The organism is Candidatus Coxiella mudrowiae, from assembly GCA_001077715.1.
Classification (GTDB): Bacteria; Pseudomonadota; Gammaproteobacteria; order Coxiellales; family Coxiellaceae; genus Coxiella; species Coxiella mudrowiae.
The window spans coordinates 298,976-314,566 of record CP011126.1 but is presented as its reverse complement, the minus strand read 5'-3'; the positions used below and the strand labels follow the sequence as shown (position 1 = coordinate 314,566).

Sequence of the window (15,591 nt, the reverse complement as noted above, 5' to 3'; positions counted from 1 at the left end):
ATATTTTTATATGAAATTTCTAGACTTATATGGTCTTTCCGATTAAGTAGGAAACAGTATTTCAAGTCCAATTATTTAGGTTTTTTTTGGGTCAACGATCACTTTTCTCACTATTATCTATCTTTAAGTTACCGACCGAAATTACCTAATCAAAAAATTAACCAATTCATCAAAATTTGCAAGAAAGTACTTTCCTTTGAAATTTAAACCCTGCTAATAAATGGAAAAAAAGTATATCATTCCTTTCTTAGTTAATAATCAGGTGCTCAAAATCTAATTTGGTATCGATGAGGAAGAATTGATATTAATTAAAGATCAAATTACGAAAATTTAGGAGCATTTTGTAATTTATGATAAGGAATTTTAAAAATCATTTACTTCAAATTCCTTCTTTTCTTATATAAAATACCTGGTGGAATTTTATCGGTTAATCATGTCCTTGAACATTACTTAGGAATCAGTGAAAATTATTCATTAGGTACTTTATGGGATCTTGAAATTCTTGCTTTTGGTCTGTCAGGCGCTAAGCTTATACGACCTTTAAACGTAAATTTATCCAAGCAAAGAGAAAATTTGAAGGATTTTTTATATGGAATAACATATCAAAAAACATCCTTTATTTTAGCTTCTCTTTCACAGATTATTAAAATTTATATGGGAATATCTCATTCTCAGTATATCCATCATGAGAACTTTTACACTTCCTCAATTATTTTTCGTAATTAATGGTTCGATGAACCAATTATTGGAAATTTTATGTCAATTAAGTGATGAAAAAGTTTGTTCTTACACCTTTGATACCCTTCACCCAGAGATATCTCAACCTTTATATTATTTGCTTATTTTTTTAATGTTTATCGCTCTTGGAATTATTTCCTTCACTCAGGTTGTCTCTAATCTTGAATAGTTCGAACGCGAAATCGTTTAAGAAAATTTAAAAAAGTCTGGATCGGCTAAAAGCCTTTGATGACGAGCCTCTGGAAGAAGTTCAGGAGCACCTACGATCTCTACTCTAGGGAGTTTCTACCACATTTATTTCTGCTAGAATTGTCTTTCAAAATATTTAAAATAGAGACATACTAAAATGGTAAAAATCCTATGCCGATCTACGAATATCAATGTTAAAATTGCGCAGAATGGACTGAGATATTACAAAAAATTACCAACTCCTTCGTGACTAAATGTTCCACCTGTCATGAACAAACTTTGAAATGTTTGGTTTCTCCCACTGGTTTTCAGCTTAAAGGGGCAGGCTGGTATGTCACCGATTTTCACGATAAAGGAAAATCAAAATCACCAAAGACAACAACAAAGACAGAGAAAAAATTAAAGATACCAAAGAAAAGCTACAAGAGACTAAAAAAAATAAAAAAGAAGAATAGATGAAAGGAAAACCATTTATCCGACGTTACTTAATTACAAGGCTTACTTCGTTTAGCTACCCATTTGGATAACGTTTATTGTTATTCGTTTCCTAGTTGATCTTTTAGACAGCTAGATAGCACTTTACCGCCTTCTACTTCATTGTTAGCAACCTGACCAATTATTTGGCCATGACTTCCCAGGTTTTGGGTTAATTTTTTCACCTTAATAATTATTTTTTTTGATGGATTTTATTAGTTACTAACTTTATATTGGTCGCCAATTTATTAGCTGGTGGGAGAAAATACTAGCCCGTATCCCCCTCGTTCGCAGTATTTATATGGCAGTAAAACAAGTTATCCATGCTTTTGTTCAATCAAAAGGTCAATCTTTTCGAAAAGTGGTATTAATCGAATTTCCATGTCGAGGCACCTAGAGCGTGGGTTTTATGACCGCTAACGATTTTAAGGAAATGCCTTTATGAGGGAAAAGACATCCTAGCAGTTTTCGTGCCCACAACTCCCAACCCAACATCGGGCTTTCTAATGTTGGTTTTTCAGAAAGACGTTATTGATCTCAATATTGCGATTGAAGAAGCGTTCCGAATGATTATTTCGCTGGGCGTCGTTACACCAACCATGAAGCCACCATCGCCCGATTTATAATCGTATCATTTGCTATAATTAAAGCATTGCCAAGAAATGGCTTTATCCAAACGAAAGGGGAACCATCATGGAAAGCTTACCTGGAGGCAAATATTTTGCAATTAAAGACGTTCTCAATGAAACGTGGCGACTTGTCAACGGAAGTAAATGGCCAATTTGGGCTATTGCGATTTTAATCGGAATCGCTTCTCTTACTATTCAAATTATAGTCATTAAAATATTCCAAATCAACCCCAAAACGCCTTTAGTGCATTACAGTTATCTTTTTATGCCCATCTTAAATAGCATCGTTATCGCGCCCTTCTTTTCTGGTGTGGTGATGACTGCGATTAAACGAGCTCGAGGGGAGGAAATTAACGCTGGTAGTGGATATCAATATTTCCATAAAACCTTCCAAGTCATGATTGGAATGGCTTTGATCACATTCTTTGCCACCATCTTAAATTATATTTTCCATCTTCCAGTGATTGCTGATGCCGCTGGTCGTTACGCCGTGTGGCTTTATTTACTTTCTGGAGCAGCTTCTATTCTAGTTTATGTGTTTACTATTTTAGTTATTCCCTTAATCGTAGATAAAAACCATACCCCCTGGGAAAGCTTAATAAATTCCTTTCAAATCACTAAGCATTTTTGGTTTAAGGTACTTTTTCTGGTGTTAATCGTTTATGTCTTTTTTGTTGTTGCTACCATTCCATTAATAATTGGCGCTATGATCCACCCCTATGCGAGGCTATTGGGAGTAGCAATTTTCATCTTTATACTAGTATGGTTATTGCCCTATGTTTTCTTGATCCAAGGGGTCCTCTACCACAAATTGGTATATCAAACAGGTTCAAAACCAGAAATTAGAACTACGAACCTCTAGTAGCGATCCACTAAGGCCTTGTGAATTCTGGCGAAAGTGACAGAACTCGCCGAATTATTGTGTCCTAGCAATTTCTCTTGATCCGTCCTGTAACTCCCACTACTATTCAAAGCTGCTTGTCGTTAGCCGAGAAAAATATGCGCACACATTACACTAATAAAATTAATTCTGCATTGATTGGACAAACTATTACTCTTGCAGGCTGGGTTCAGGGTCGTCGAAATCACGGCGATTTAATTTTTATCGATTTACGCGACCGAGAAGGACTCGTTCAAGTTGTTTGTGATCCAGCCAGCCCTTCCGCCTTTAAAACTGCTGAAAGCCTGCGAAATGAATATGTCATCAGCGTTAAAGGTAGCGTCCGCCAACGGCCAGAAGGAACGGCTAATCCAAATATCACTTCTGGCGAAGTTGAAATAGCGGCAACGCATCTAACTCTATTAAATAAATCCAAACCGTTGCCCTTTAATATCGATGAATACCAAGAAGTAAGCGAAGAAGTGCGGTTGAAATACCGATATCTCGATTTACGACGACCCGAGATGGCTCACCGCCTCAAAATGCGCTCCTATATTATTCAGGAAATTCGTCGCTTTTTGGATGAGCATGGGTTTTTGGACATAGAAACTCCCATGTTAACTAAATCTACCCCAGAAGGGGCCCGTGATTATCTTGTTCCCAGTCGAACTCACCACGGCCATTTCTTTGCCTTGCCACAATCGCCACAAATTTTTAAAGAAATTTTGATGGTGGCGGGTTTTGATCGATATTACCAAATCGTTCGCTGCTTCCGCGATGAAGATCTCCGGGCCGACCGCCAGCCCGAATTCACTCAACTCGATTTGGAAATGGCCTTTGTAGAAGAGAAAGATATTCAGGATCTGATGGAAAACTTAATCCGTTATTTATTTTCCACTTTTTTAAATGTGGATTTACCCAATCCTTTTCCACGTATGACTTATGCGGAAGCAATTAAAAACTACGGTACAGACAGGCCTGATCTTCGTAATCCTTTGAAATTTGTCGACGTAACGGATCTGATGAAAACCGTCGAATTTAAAGTCTTTAAAGAGCTAGCCAATGATCCGCAGGGGCGCATAGTTGCTTTACGCTTACCGAAAGGTGCCGAATTAACGCGAAAAGTAATTGACGATTACACACGATTTGTAGGTATCTACGGCGCTAAAGGACTAGCATACATTAAAGTGGAAAGTGTCGACCGCGGGCGCGAAGAACTTCAATCCCCGATCCTGAAATTTCTATCGGACCAAATCATTTCCAAGCTTCTACATCGCACTCAAGCACAAAATGGTGATCTGATATTTTTCGGGGCCGATAAAGCAAAAATTGTCAACGAATCACTTGGAGCTTTGCGCGACCGATTATGTAGCGATCGCAATTTGTATGTAGGACAATGGAAGCCATTATGGATTGTGGACTTTCCGATGTTTGAACGAGAAGGCGCAGGAGATTGGCAAGTGTTACATCATCCTTTCACGGCTCCCCAAGACACAGATCCCACGAAAGTGATCGCTGACCCCGGGGCGTCGCTCTCACGTGCTTACGATATGGTTCTTAATGGAAGCGAAATTGGGGGTGGGTCCATTCGTATTAACAACATTGACATGCAGTACACGATATTAAAAATTCTGGGTATTTCAAAAGAAGTAGCCGAAACGCAATTTGGGCACTTACTCATGGCATTGCAATTTGGGTGCCCGCCCATTGGAGGCATTGCCTTTGGATTGGATCGCCTAGTAGCCACCATGACCGGAGCCTCCTACATTCGGGATGTAATTGCTTTTCCAAAAACCCAAACGGCACACTGTCCTTTAACAAATGCCCCTGCTCCCGTTGAAATTCAACAATTAGAAACTTTAGGCCTCAAAGTAAGCAAACATAGAAAATAGGTGAATCATGGCTGGACATAGTAAATGGGCCAATATTAAGCACACGAAAGCTCGCCAGGACATTAAACGAGGCAAAGTTTTTACTAAACTGATTCGCGAAATTACTGTAGCTGCCCGTTTGGGAGCTGAAGATATAAATTACAACTCTCGATTGCGCGCCGTAGTCGATAAAGCATTTAATGCTAACATGCCGAAAGATACCATCAATCGGGCTATTAAACGTGGTGCGGGAGCAGGAGCTGCCGATAATTTAATCGAAGTCCGTTATGAAGGGTATGGGCCTCGCGGTGTAGCTGTAATGGTGGATTGTTTAACCGATAACCGAAATCGTACAGTGGCTGAAGTGCGCCATGCCTTCAGCAAGTGCGGAGGTAATTTGGGAGCAGAAGGATCGGTTTCTTATCTATTCAAACAACAAGGACTCATCACCTTTGATCCAGGAAATAATGAAGAAAAAATTATGGAGGTCGCTTTGGAGGCTGATGCTGACGACGTAAATACAAATGACGATGGTAGTATCGATGTGCTAACAAGTCCTGAAGTCTTTGAGAATGTGCGTGAAGCCATGAAGGCCGCCAACCTTATTCCTTCTCATGCTGAAGTTACTGTGCTCGCTTCAACGGAAGTTAAACTGGATAAAAAAAGTACCGAACAAATGGAGCGATTGACAGAAATGTTAGAAGATCTTGACGATGTCCAAAATGTTTATTCTAACGCAGATTATCCCGAGGAAGTGTTAGAATAGCGGAATGGCCCAACCGAAGCGAATTATAATTGGCATTGATCCAGGATCACAAGTTACCGGCTACGGAATTATTTGGTCACAAGGTTCTCGACAAGGTCGTATAACATTCGGGCAAATCAAAGCCCAGGGCGAATCTTTGAATTATCGACTCCAACAAATCGAGGAAGGATTACGTAACGTCATCGCTACTCATGAACCTAACGAAGCCGCTATCGAGCAGGTATTCACTTTTCATAATCATCAATCGGCTTTAAAACTGGGACAGGCTCGCGGTGCCGCTCTCGTAGCTACTGCGGTTTATGCCTTACCTGTCTCTGAATACAGCGCTCGTCAAATCAAACAAGCCGTCGTAGGCTATGGGGCGGCTACAAAAGCACAAGTGCAACATATGATTCGAATGCTGTTACAATTGGAAAAAGTGCCACCGGCCGACGCGGCTGATGCATTGGCGATTGCTTTATGCCATGCAATCAGTTTCCGTTTGACCGAAAAATTAATGCGGGCTTGACAAAAATTTTCCTTAGTTGAGTAATTTTGTGAGCAGAAAAATCTCTCAACCAAGACGAATTCACTAAGCATAATTTTAGTTAATAAATAAGTTAAGGAAGGAAGAGATACATGATCGGACAGCTTCGAGGAATTATTCTTGAAAAACAACCTCCCTATTTATTACTCGAAGTGAGCGGAGTGGGCTATGAAATCGCAGCACCTTTATCGATATTTCAATGCCTCCCCGATATTGGTGAAGAAATAGTTCTTTATACTCATCTTGTTGTTCGCGAAGATGCTCATACACTGTATGGCTTCCATAACGAACGTGACCGTCGTTTATTTCGCGCGTTAATTAAAGTAAATGGTGTTGGGCCGAAATTAGCATTAACAATATTGTCCGGTGTTGGCTTAGATGAATTTGTGTCTTGTATTATCAAGCAAGATATTCATCAATTAATAAGAATTCCAGGAATTGGCCGAAAAACGGCGGAACGTTTAATTATTGAAACAAAAGATGCTTTAACAAGCTGGCAGTTAAATATAATTTCTCATAACGAAACTAATACACCCCTTGCCAGTTCCACTCAAGATGCTATTAGCGCTTTAATTGCGTTAGGTTATAAACCTAAAGAAGCCAAGCGTGCCATCAATGCAGTACAGGAGCCAGAGTTAACGAGTGAGGACTTAATTCGCCAAGCATTAAAAAAAATAGTAGCAAGAGTGTAAGTCATGGAAAATCGCTTAATTAATACCTCTGCTGAGCCGAGCGAACCTGTAGTAGAACATTCCATTCGTCCCCGGCGATTAAATGATTACATCGGCCAATTAGCTGTACGGGAACAAATGGATATCTTTATTCGTGCAGCAATTAAACGGCGGGAAGCCTTAGATCATGTTTTAATTTTTGGTCCGCCGGGATTAGGCAAAACAACCCTAGCCCATATTATCGCCGATGAAATGCGAGCGGGCTTAAAACAAACTTCGGGGCCCGTTTTGGAAAGAGCAGGTGATTTAGCAGCCTTGCTTACGAATCTTGAGCCACACGATGTGTTATTTATTGACGAAATTCATCGATTAAATCCAGCTGTTGAAGAGGTATTGTATCCAGCGTTAGAAGACTTCCAATTGGATATCATTATTGGGGAAGGTCCTACGGCTCGTTCAATTAAATTGAATTTACCGTCTTTTACTTTAGTGGGCGCCACTACGCGTGCAGGGCTATTGACCTCCCCTCTACGTGATCGTTTTGGGATTGTCCAACGTCTGGAATTTTACCGCGCCGACGATTTAGTTCGTATAGTAAGTCGAGCAGCCAACATTTTAGGGGCGCATATTGAGGAAAAGGGTGCCCAAGAAATTGCTCGCCGTTCCAGAGGCACTCCTCGTATTGCAAATCGGTTGCTTCGGCGAGTTCGTGACTTTGCAGAAGTCCAGGCTTCCAGAATCATTACCGAAAATATCGCTAAGGAGGCGCTAGATTTATTAAATGTCGATACTCGTGGTTTAGATTTGATGGATCGAAAATTACTTCACACTATTATTGAAAAATTCCAAGGAGGGCCTGTCGGAATCGAGAATCTCGCGGCGGCTATTTGTGAGGAACGTGGCACTATCGAAGACGTCATTGAACCTTATTTAATTCAAGAAGGCTTTATTCTTCGTACACCTCGTGGTCGTATCGCTACGGAACAAACCTACCATCATTTTAAATTACCCACGCCTCACCCTCCCGCTTCGCAAGAACGACTAGCCATCGAGGACTAACCTAAACTCTTATCTATCTTGTCCAATAGAATTTTTTGCCTAATAGAGGTCAGAACTAAAAATCATCATCTGCAAAGTCACTGCCCGTTAAGGAACGGGTGTGTTAATACTAAATTTTAAAATAGAATGCTCAACGAATTTACCAAATGTTTTCAGTTTTCCTCAGCGTTATTTCTCCGTTATATAAGCTTAATCATTCTTACAGTGGGAAATGGCTTTTTCTTAACTTAGGTAGGTCACTGTGCATTTGCATTTAGATGGCACTACCTCTTTAATGATTGGTGCCATTTCCGCTGCCTATTATGCTGGCCTCATTATTGGTTCTTTTCACATTGAACCTTTTATTATTCGGGTTGGACATATTCATGTGTATGCTACTTTTGCCTCACTGGTAGCTACCACTATTTTATTTCAAGCACTTTATCTTAATCCTTTATGGTGGCTAATATTGCGACTTTTGAATGGTTATTGCATAACGGACTTCTCATTACCATAGAAAATTGGTTATTTAGTTAAAAGTAATCAACGTATCCGTGGTCAAGTCCTTTCTATCTATTATGATTTCTTTTTACGCTGCACAAGAACTCGGCCAATTTTTTATTACACCTAAGTGATTTGAAAAGCATTGTTCCTTTCATTATGGCTGCCCTTTTATCCTCATTATCAGTCATTCCTTTAACAATGACACATACTACCACCCAGCATTTTGAAGAGCCTTCTGCTTTAAACTTTTTTCAACTTTATCGAATATCGCCATTAGGTGTTTTTGGATGTCTTTATTCAGGATTGATCCTAGGAGCCACCTACGGTTTATTGCCCCTGTACATCAGCCAAGTGCAAAGTATCAATGATGTTGCGGTCTTAATGGACGCTACTATTTTTTGACGGAATGTTACTCCAATATCCCATGGGGAAAATTTCAGATGCCTTAGACCGCCGTAAAGCGATTTTAATAGTAGTGGTCTTAGTGCTTGTTTTGAGCATCTTAATCACAATACCTTCATCCCAAACCCTTTATATCTTATTAATTTTTATTATTTTTCTTTGGCGGATTAACGTTCACTATTTATCCTTTAAGCATTACTTATACCCTAGACTCTTTACACAGCAAAATACTGTAGCCGCCACCCAAGGTCTCTTACTCGCTTACAGTATCGGTAGCACAACGGGTCCTTTAAGCGCCTGGTTTCATGCATGAAACAGGGGGCCACAAGGCTTGTTTATTTATTTTGTTATTATTGGCAGTATTCTCACCCTTCTTGTTCTTTGGCGAAGTTTCACTTCTCCGGGTGTACCCAAAGACAAACAGAAAGAATTTATTTCGATACCTCAAACTACTCCCATAGGTTCTGAACTTACTCCCCGTCAGACAAAGCGCAAACCTAAAGGTTAAAGAGGTGTTCTACTCAACCATCTCTGGTAAAATCAATCGACAATCTATACAACAGAGAGGAAAAAATGGGCGAACCCACTCTATGGAGTTTTATCAGTAATGGCAGCTTTGTTGTTAAACTCGTAATTTCTCTTTTATTTCTGGCTTCTATTGCTTCATGGGCCATTATTTTTCAACGGATTCTCTTATTACTCCAAACTCGCAAAGAAATAAAAAAGTTCGAACATCTTTTTTGCTCCGGGAGCAATTTAACTACGCTATATCATCAACTCTCAGAAAAAAAGAATAAGCTCTCAAGTACGGCTAGCATTTTTTTCGCTGGACTTAATGAATTCTCTCGTTTGCGACAAGAATCCCATCCCAATCCGGAGGCCATTTTAGAAGGAACGCAACGCGCCATGCGTATTGCCCAAAGACGGGAAGTAGATTTTTTGGAACGTAATTTGAATTTTTTAGCAACAGTCGGTTCAACCAGTCCTTATGTGGGATTGTTTGGGACGGTGTGGGGGATAATGACCTCGTTTCGAGCTTTAGGCGCTGTCCAACAGATTACTATTTCCATGGTAGCTCCTGGAATTTCAGAAGCCTTAATTGCAACCGCCGTAGGGCTTTTCGCTGCTATACCCGCTGTAATTGCCTACAATCGCTTTACCAACGGGTTAGAACAAATAACTCAAGCTTACGATAATTTTCAAGAAGAATTTTTAATTCTATTACATCGAAAATCTTATAGTGTAAGGGAAAAAAATGCGCAAGCGAGCATTAGCTGAGATCAATGTGGTTCCCTATATTGATGTCATGTTAGTTTTATTGGTTATTTTTATGATAACTGCACCGCTTTTAACACAAGGCGTTAATGTCAAGCTTCCGCAAGCCGCTGCGAAAACACTTTCTCCGCAGCAAGAAGCCCCCATCATTGTCAGTATTGATAGTCACGGGAGTTATTTTCTTAATATTGCAAAAAAACCCTCTCAACCAATTACAACTCAGGATTTAGTTACTCGAGTCGCCGCAGCTTTGCAATTGGCTAACCAAAATCATCAAAAACAAGAAATCTATGTGAAAGGTGATAAGGAAGTAGACTATGGAAAAGTCGTTCAAATGATGGTGTTACTGAAATATGCCGGCGCCAACAGTGTAGAACTCATGACTCAAAATCCACCCTCTTAAAATAAACTTTTTATTTTAACTTTCTTTAAGACCTAGGCGTTATCATACCCCTACTTACAACCATCTAATTAATTCTGTCACCATTAAAATATACTTCGGGTGACGTATCAATGGATAATTCCGATAAATTTTTTAGCGGTGGTAGAATTAATTGGACTTGGTACTCGCAAACCAATAATAACCTTCGAGAAAGATCATGCGTACTACTGAAAATCCTAATTTAATAACCAGCCTACAAAACTTAGAAAAGATTGATACTTAAACACTATAGGAATCTTCTGAGCAAGCTACAATGGAAACTGTAACTTCTGAACTGATCGTATTTGATGAGCCTGATACCCAAAGAACCTTCCACTTCTATACATCTAGATACTCTGGCAGATAGAAATGGAACCGTTGCAATAGCAATGCCTTTAGAAAAAAATAGTTCAGAACTCAATGTAGGACTTTTTGTCTCGACACCAAATGCAGAGCTCGAAATTGAAACAGAAACGGAAGACGGAGAGTCTCGGATAGTAGTGGAACTTACTATTGAAAAAACTACTTCAGAAAATGAATATCCGGAAGAATTTTCTTTCGATCTTGATAATTTCGATCAATCGATAATCGCACAGATTCCTCACCAACAAAATACTTCTCTATTTATCAAAATGATGAGCGCCATTTCCAGTGCGATTATCGCCCTCCCAAATATCGGGTTTACTCTGAAATACAATAAATTACCCACAGGTTGGCCTCGCTATGTCTTTTTCGCCACCACCTCAGGGGGGGATTGAGCTTCTTTCAAGCGCAAGCGCTGGAAGTAACAAAAACAAGCTTTAATTATTATCAGTCTCATCGAAAATATTCTGTATGTTTGGGCAAAAAATCCCGTCCGAGAAATAGACAGGCATTGTTAGAGCCCTTGAAAGAAGTAGAATCACAAATCCCAAGGGAATCGCAAAATGAGACTGTGTTACAAAAAAAAGATGTTTTCTATTCTCTCTTTAAAGAAGTAATTACGTTCGCCATACTTTATTATATTTTTGAACAACTTCCAACTTCAGCAGAAGACGTTTCCTGGTTGCAGACTGTTCCCAGAGAGGTTTTTTAGGGTCTAAATATGATTTTGCTGCATTCTTCTATTGCGGAACCTTCTTAATAAATTATCCTCTACCGTTCCTACCGTGACCAATGGAGAAATTGTAGGATAGGAAATAAATAAATTTCGTGAATTTTTCATTGTGCTTTTTAAAGAATAATTCTCGCCATATTCAGGATTCCCATGAACTGACTCTCCTTGATCAACTGTTTGCGCCACAGGGATTTCTTAAATTATTTGATGGCGATCCTTCATCCGCTAATCCAACGTCCTTTTATTGGAATTGTATGCTTGGAATAGCCAAGATAAGTTTCATGATTTGTTATATCTCTGCTAATGAAGGTTCCTATGAGCAGATTTATGCAAATAATTCCATAGTGCTGCCAAAACGCCTGGGTTCCGTTTTTAGGGATATTATTTTTGGCTTTATAATGTCCGATATTGTTGAAAAATTTCTGTCCACACTCTATAAGCGGGAGGGGTATTCTTTGTCGATATGAATGGGCCAAATTAGTAATCGCTTTTGCAGGTATAGTATCTGCTACTTTAAGCATTGGAAGTACACTTAAAGTTAATAAGGAACCGAAAATACTAGCTTTAGAAGAAATTTATCTAGCAGCACTAGAAGTTATTTTTGATGGTTCTTCCTACCCCATTCAATATCGTGTGGATTGGGATAATCGACGCACCTATACTTCGCAGAGTCGTGACATTCGGTATCAACGTGCTGCTATAGCTATTTTTTATAGCACATTAGCAGAAAAACTCGAAAAATTATCAGATCGAGATTTTTTTCAATTTCTTAAAAGCCCCTTACTTTAAGCGTCCCGATTTATTCGATCCACTCATGAAACATATATACAAAGAATTTCTTTTGAAGAAAAATTTATCTTTCCTCGAAATTTTAGAAACCCTTAGCAAAGAAAATATTTCGGGCGCCATGCGGGGGTCATTAATGCTTCTATTAATGCTTCTATTAATGCTTCTATTAATGCTTCTGGGCGTTTTGGATTGCAACGTAAAAGAATTGAAACAACCGTAAGTTTTTCGCTGCTAATTACCGCTTTGAGATTTTTTCTTCAAAATAATGAGATTCTTAGCTACTTATTTAAATTTGCGCCAACAGTTTTAGTCCCCTTCGGAGTAGGCGTCTTAAGCTTTTTTAAAAAACCAGAACAATGAACAATGTCGTACAGAAAGAACACCTTTACTTTCTATCAGACCCTGCAAGAAAATACTCTCGTCAAAGAAATTCCGTCAAATACTTGGAAGACAGCTCATTCCATTTTTAAATTATATATTTTATCTGACTTACCAATGGCAGCAGAAGAAATTACTAGAAATATCTTCATTTTTGGACCGACATCAATTTTTTTCCCAAGATCCGAGTGAGGCTCTATGAGAACAGTGAAATGCTTGGGGATGCAGCAGCGGCTTTTACGAGCGCCTATGTAGTTAATCGAATAGACATGTATATGCGCTAAAATCCAGTCGTCGCATAACTGACAGAAGTCGGAACACCAATGTGTTCTTTTACGATTTCATTCGCCTTCTGCCAATCAATTTGATAAGCCGCCTCATCTGTTTTTGAAAGACTATTAACAAGTCCTGTGACTATTTCTGAAGTATTTGCCAATAGTTTTTTGCGTTGTTCTTCCAAAGGTAGGTGGGCCTCGATATACAGCTTCCCCTCATTCCAACCGACCACATAAGGTTGATTAATAATCCAAACGGGGGTATTTAGATTCACCATATTAAACAGAGCTTTAATATCATCGGGATACAAATGGATACAACCTGCACTGCTTCTTCGGCCCACGCTTCCTGGATCGTTTGTACCATGGATTAAATAAGTAGGTTCGGATAAGCGCAACGCATAATAACCTAGCGGATTGTCGGGACCGGAAGGGACCACTTTTGGTACTGGATCGCCTTGTTCTTGACGATAACGAAAAATACTGTCAGGAACAACCCAAACAGGGTTTTTAATTTTTTGAATTATCTGCAACTTTCCTAACGGAGTAGACCAATTAAATTTTCCAATCCCTACAGGAAAAGTATAAAAATAATTCTTTCTTTGCGGAAAATAAAAGAGACGCATAGAGGCTAAATTGATGACGATGCCGTTTCGTGGAATGTGAGGCAATAAATATTGAGTTGAAATAATTAAAACCGTTCCCGGTATCGGATGATCCGGATCAACTTCGGGATTGGTTTCTACGAGTTCGTAATAACCAACATCATAATGCTGGGCAATCGAGGAAAATGTATCTCCGTTTTGGACAGTGGCGAATTGAATTTTCCCAAATAAATTGTTTTCGTTTGACGGTAAGAGAAAACGAAGCGTAAAGGTCGGAAAAACTAGAGAAAACAAAAAAAACAAACAAAATAAACGAAAAATTTTCATGATCATCTGTGTTTTTTAATTTAACATCTAAAGGAATACGGTATTTCTCCGGAAGACAACAAGCCACTATATTACTAACCACTGCTCCAAGCAGGATGATCGTCCAAGATACATATAACCATACTAAGAAAATAGGTATTACTGATAAGGCCCCATATAATACTCGATAGGTGGGAAACAAATTTAAATACAAGGCAAAAGCAAATTTTCCTAATTCAAATAATACAGTTGTTTGTTACTATCCCTCCAATTATTATAGCATGAGACAATTTTACTCTAACAGAAAGAAGCACCCAATTAAATACCGTGAATGTTATAAACGTTAATATAGTAGGGTAAAATAAATAAAAGTAATGCTTTTGCACATAGGGTAAACCAATCGAACTTGCCACAAAGGGCGCTTGTATCAAAAACGTTCCTAAAACCATGAGCGCAACCAATAAAAATGGCGACAACAATAAAACAACAAAATAAATTAAAAAATGCAATGAAAATTGATAACGATGTTCGAAATGCCAAATAGCTACAAATGCTCGGTTAATAATTATACATAAGTAGCAAGGCTACTAAACCTAAAAAAGAATATTTATAATGAATAAGCCAATCACATTTTTCGTAAATTGATCTAAATATTGAGAAAGCATATCTTATCTGCTGAAGTAGGAATAAAGTTTTCCAAAATCACATCTTGAATACGTATTCCTACCTTTTGAAAAGCAGGAACGAAAGAAAGAAGTGTAAAAACAACAATCGCTAAAGGAACCAATGAATGTAAAGTTGTATAAACCAAAGCGGTAACGCGATAGGCATACCCCTCTTCATGGAAACGACGATAAAGATAAGCAAGCGCAAGACCCACTTTTTTCACGAATCGCTAAATTTTCCTCATCCTGTCGTTTTCCTTATAATCCGCTAAAAATTGATCTATCATGCCAAAAGTTAGGTTTTACAACAACAAACGAGCCTTAACAAAAAAATCGGGAGGCGAATTCTGTCTAGCAATACAATCACCTATCCTCTAGCCCCTAGCGAAGTTTTATTTTTAGGCTTATATTAGTAGTTTTAATCAAAGGTTTTACAAAGATGCCATTTGTGTTAGTACTCTATTATAGCCATCACGGTGCCACTGCTAAAATGGCCGAATACGTAGCGCGAGGAGTGGAAAAGGTTAATGGAATTGAGGCACGAATTCGCATGGTTCCTCCTGTCTCTCCAAAAACTGAAGCTGTCGAACCTGAAATTCCCCAATCAGGGCCTCCCTACGTCACTCACGACGATCTAAAAAAGTGCGCCGCTCTAGCCCTAGGTAGTCCTACGCGATTCGGAAATATGGCCGCTCCATTAAAATATTTTCTTGATACAACAAGCGCGCTATGGCAATCCGGCACGCTTATCGGTAAACCAGCTGGATTTTTCACTTCTACGGCCAGCTTGCACGGGGGCCAGGAAACTACGCTTCTCAGCATGATGCTGCCTTTGCTCCATCATGGCGCACTTATTGTTGGCCTACCTTATACCGAAACTGAATTATTTACCACAACCACCGGAGGGACTCCTTACGGGCCCAGCCATATGGCTGGTTGCAAAAGTAAGTGGCCAATCAGCCCAGAAGAAAAAAATCTCTGCCAAGCCTTAGGGAAGCGATTAGCGGAAATTACTTTAAAATTAATGGACGAATGATTCCCTTAAAATACTATCAACACTAAATAAAAGCTGGCCGCATCGAAAAAGATCCTC

22 protein-coding genes and 1 pseudogene are annotated in these 15,591 nt (G+C 39.1%); 19 read left to right on the top strand and 4 right to left on the bottom strand.

Translation table 11 applies throughout. From position 1 onward, the window contains the following. Positions 1-685 precede the first annotated feature (685 nt). The 16 genes from CleRt_RS01525 to CleRt_RS01465 all read left to right on the top strand — a co-directional run bounded on the left by CleRt_RS01525 (position 686) and on the right by CleRt_RS01465 (position 11,459). Positions 686-907, top strand: coding sequence for a hypothetical protein (locus CleRt_RS01525; RefSeq protein ID WP_048874932.1), 222 nt, complete (start codon positions 686-688; stop codon positions 905-907). A gap of 726 nt (positions 908-1,633) precedes the next feature. Beyond that, a complete protein-coding gene (locus CleRt_RS11335) occupies positions 1,634-1,798 on the top strand; it encodes a DUF502 domain-containing protein (RefSeq protein ID WP_306686894.1) in 165 nt (54 codons plus the stop codon). Positions 1,799-2,094: 296 nt separating this feature from the next. After that, positions 2,095-2,892: a hypothetical protein gene (locus CleRt_RS01515; RefSeq protein WP_048874931.1), complete on the top strand. Its 798-nt coding sequence runs from the start codon at positions 2,095-2,097 to the stop codon at positions 2,890-2,892. Between the two features lie 77 nt (positions 2,893-2,969). Continuing rightward, the gene (gene aspS, locus CleRt_RS01510) at positions 2,970-4,802 is read left to right on the top strand and encodes an aspartate--tRNA ligase (protein WP_157870788.1); all 1,833 of its coding nucleotides are present in this window, start codon (positions 2,970-2,972) and stop codon (positions 4,800-4,802) included. A 7-nt stretch (positions 4,803-4,809) separates the two neighbouring features. Continuing rightward, on the top strand, positions 4,810-5,547 hold the full coding sequence (locus CleRt_RS01505; protein ID WP_048874929.1) for a YebC/PmpR family DNA-binding transcriptional regulator: 738 nt from the start codon (positions 4,810-4,812) through the stop codon (positions 5,545-5,547). Positions 5,548-5,551: 4 nt separating this feature from the next. Beyond that, positions 5,552-6,055 carry a crossover junction endodeoxyribonuclease RuvC gene (gene ruvC, locus CleRt_RS01500; protein WP_048874928.1) on the top strand — a complete coding sequence of 168 codons (504 nt, stop codon included), beginning with the start codon at positions 5,552-5,554 and terminating at the stop codon, positions 6,053-6,055. Between the two features lie 110 nt (positions 6,056-6,165). Continuing rightward, a complete protein-coding gene (gene ruvA / locus CleRt_RS01495) occupies positions 6,166-6,765 on the top strand; it encodes a Holliday junction branch migration protein RuvA (protein WP_048874927.1) in 600 nt (199 codons plus the stop codon). 3 nt (positions 6,766-6,768) lie between these two features. Beyond that, positions 6,769-7,803, top strand: coding sequence for a Holliday junction branch migration DNA helicase RuvB (ruvB, locus tag CleRt_RS01490; protein ID WP_048874926.1), 1,035 nt, complete (start codon positions 6,769-6,771; stop codon positions 7,801-7,803). Positions 7,804-8,044: 241 nt separating this feature from the next. Next, positions 8,045-8,299, top strand: coding sequence for an MFS transporter (locus CleRt_RS11330; RefSeq protein ID WP_235379138.1), 255 nt, complete (start codon positions 8,045-8,047; stop codon positions 8,297-8,299). Between the two features lie 119 nt (positions 8,300-8,418). After that, complete coding sequence (locus tag CleRt_RS11325) at positions 8,419-8,688, top strand: hypothetical protein (RefSeq protein WP_235379137.1); 270 nt, start codon at positions 8,419-8,421, stop codon at positions 8,686-8,688. A 4-nt stretch (positions 8,689-8,692) separates the two neighbouring features. Further along, entirely contained in the window at positions 8,693-9,001 is a 309-nt protein-coding gene (locus CleRt_RS11320; RefSeq protein WP_235379136.1) for an MFS transporter, read from the top strand. Positions 9,002-9,019: 18 nt separating this feature from the next. Beyond that, a complete protein-coding gene (locus tag CleRt_RS11315; protein WP_235379135.1) occupies positions 9,020-9,196 on the top strand; it encodes a hypothetical protein in 177 nt (58 codons plus the stop codon). Positions 9,197-9,261: 65 nt separating this feature from the next. After that, positions 9,262-9,966, top strand: a complete 705-nt coding sequence (gene tolQ / locus CleRt_RS01480) for a protein TolQ (protein ID WP_048874925.1) — start codon at positions 9,262-9,264, stop codon at positions 9,964-9,966. Beyond that, entirely contained in the window at positions 9,944-10,366 is a 423-nt protein-coding gene (gene tolR / locus CleRt_RS01475) for a protein TolR (RefSeq protein WP_048874924.1), read from the top strand. The genes tolQ and tolR overlap by 23 nt, the downstream gene beginning before the upstream one ends. A 326-nt stretch (positions 10,367-10,692) precedes the next feature. Continuing rightward, positions 10,693-11,142 (top strand): hypothetical protein, encoded by a 450-nt coding sequence (locus tag CleRt_RS01470; RefSeq protein WP_048874923.1) that lies wholly within the window; start codon positions 10,693-10,695, stop codon positions 11,140-11,142. Continuing rightward, on the top strand, positions 11,139-11,459 hold the full coding sequence (locus CleRt_RS01465; RefSeq protein ID WP_048874922.1) for a hypothetical protein: 321 nt from the start codon (positions 11,139-11,141) through the stop codon (positions 11,457-11,459). Before CleRt_RS01470 ends, CleRt_RS01465 begins: the two co-directional genes overlap by 4 nt. A gap of 3 nt (positions 11,460-11,462) precedes the next feature. Here CleRt_RS01465 and CleRt_RS01460 read toward each other — a convergent pair whose 3' ends face one another. Next, positions 11,463-11,666: a hypothetical protein gene (locus CleRt_RS01460; RefSeq protein ID WP_048874921.1), complete on the bottom strand. Its 204-nt coding sequence runs from the start codon at positions 11,664-11,666 to the stop codon at positions 11,463-11,465. Between the two features lie 222 nt (positions 11,667-11,888). Between CleRt_RS01460 and CleRt_RS01455 the strand changes: the two genes are divergently transcribed. Together CleRt_RS01455 and CleRt_RS09805 are read left to right on the top strand one after the other, a co-directional pair. Then, positions 11,889-12,269, top strand: coding sequence for a hypothetical protein (locus CleRt_RS01455; RefSeq protein ID WP_048874920.1), 381 nt, complete (start codon positions 11,889-11,891; stop codon positions 12,267-12,269). 52 nt (positions 12,270-12,321) lie between these two features. After that, a complete protein-coding gene (locus CleRt_RS09805; RefSeq protein ID WP_157870786.1) occupies positions 12,322-12,489 on the top strand; it encodes a hypothetical protein in 168 nt (55 codons plus the stop codon). 438 nt (positions 12,490-12,927) lie between these two features. On the opposite strand, the gene CleRt_RS01450 is transcribed toward CleRt_RS09805, so the two are convergent. From CleRt_RS01450 to CleRt_RS11305, 3 genes and pseudogenes are all read right to left on the bottom strand, one after another. Beyond that, on the bottom strand, positions 12,928-13,860 hold the full coding sequence (locus CleRt_RS01450; protein ID WP_235379134.1) for a L,D-transpeptidase family protein: 933 nt from the start codon (positions 13,858-13,860) through the stop codon (positions 12,928-12,930). A gap of 70 nt (positions 13,861-13,930) precedes the next feature. Continuing rightward, positions 13,931-14,074 (bottom strand): annotated as a pseudogene (locus CleRt_RS13030) (YhjD/YihY/BrkB family envelope integrity protein); the annotation flags it as partial. A 405-nt stretch (positions 14,075-14,479) separates the two neighbouring features. After that, entirely contained in the window at positions 14,480-14,722 is a 243-nt protein-coding gene (locus CleRt_RS11305) for a YihY/virulence factor BrkB family protein (protein WP_235379133.1), read from the bottom strand. Between the two features lie 215 nt (positions 14,723-14,937). Here CleRt_RS11305 and wrbA point away from each other — a divergent pair, with 215 nt between their 5' ends. Further along, a complete protein-coding gene (gene wrbA, locus CleRt_RS01440; RefSeq protein WP_048874918.1) occupies positions 14,938-15,534 on the top strand; it encodes an NAD(P)H:quinone oxidoreductase in 597 nt (198 codons plus the stop codon). Positions 15,535-15,591: the final 57 nt, after the last annotated feature.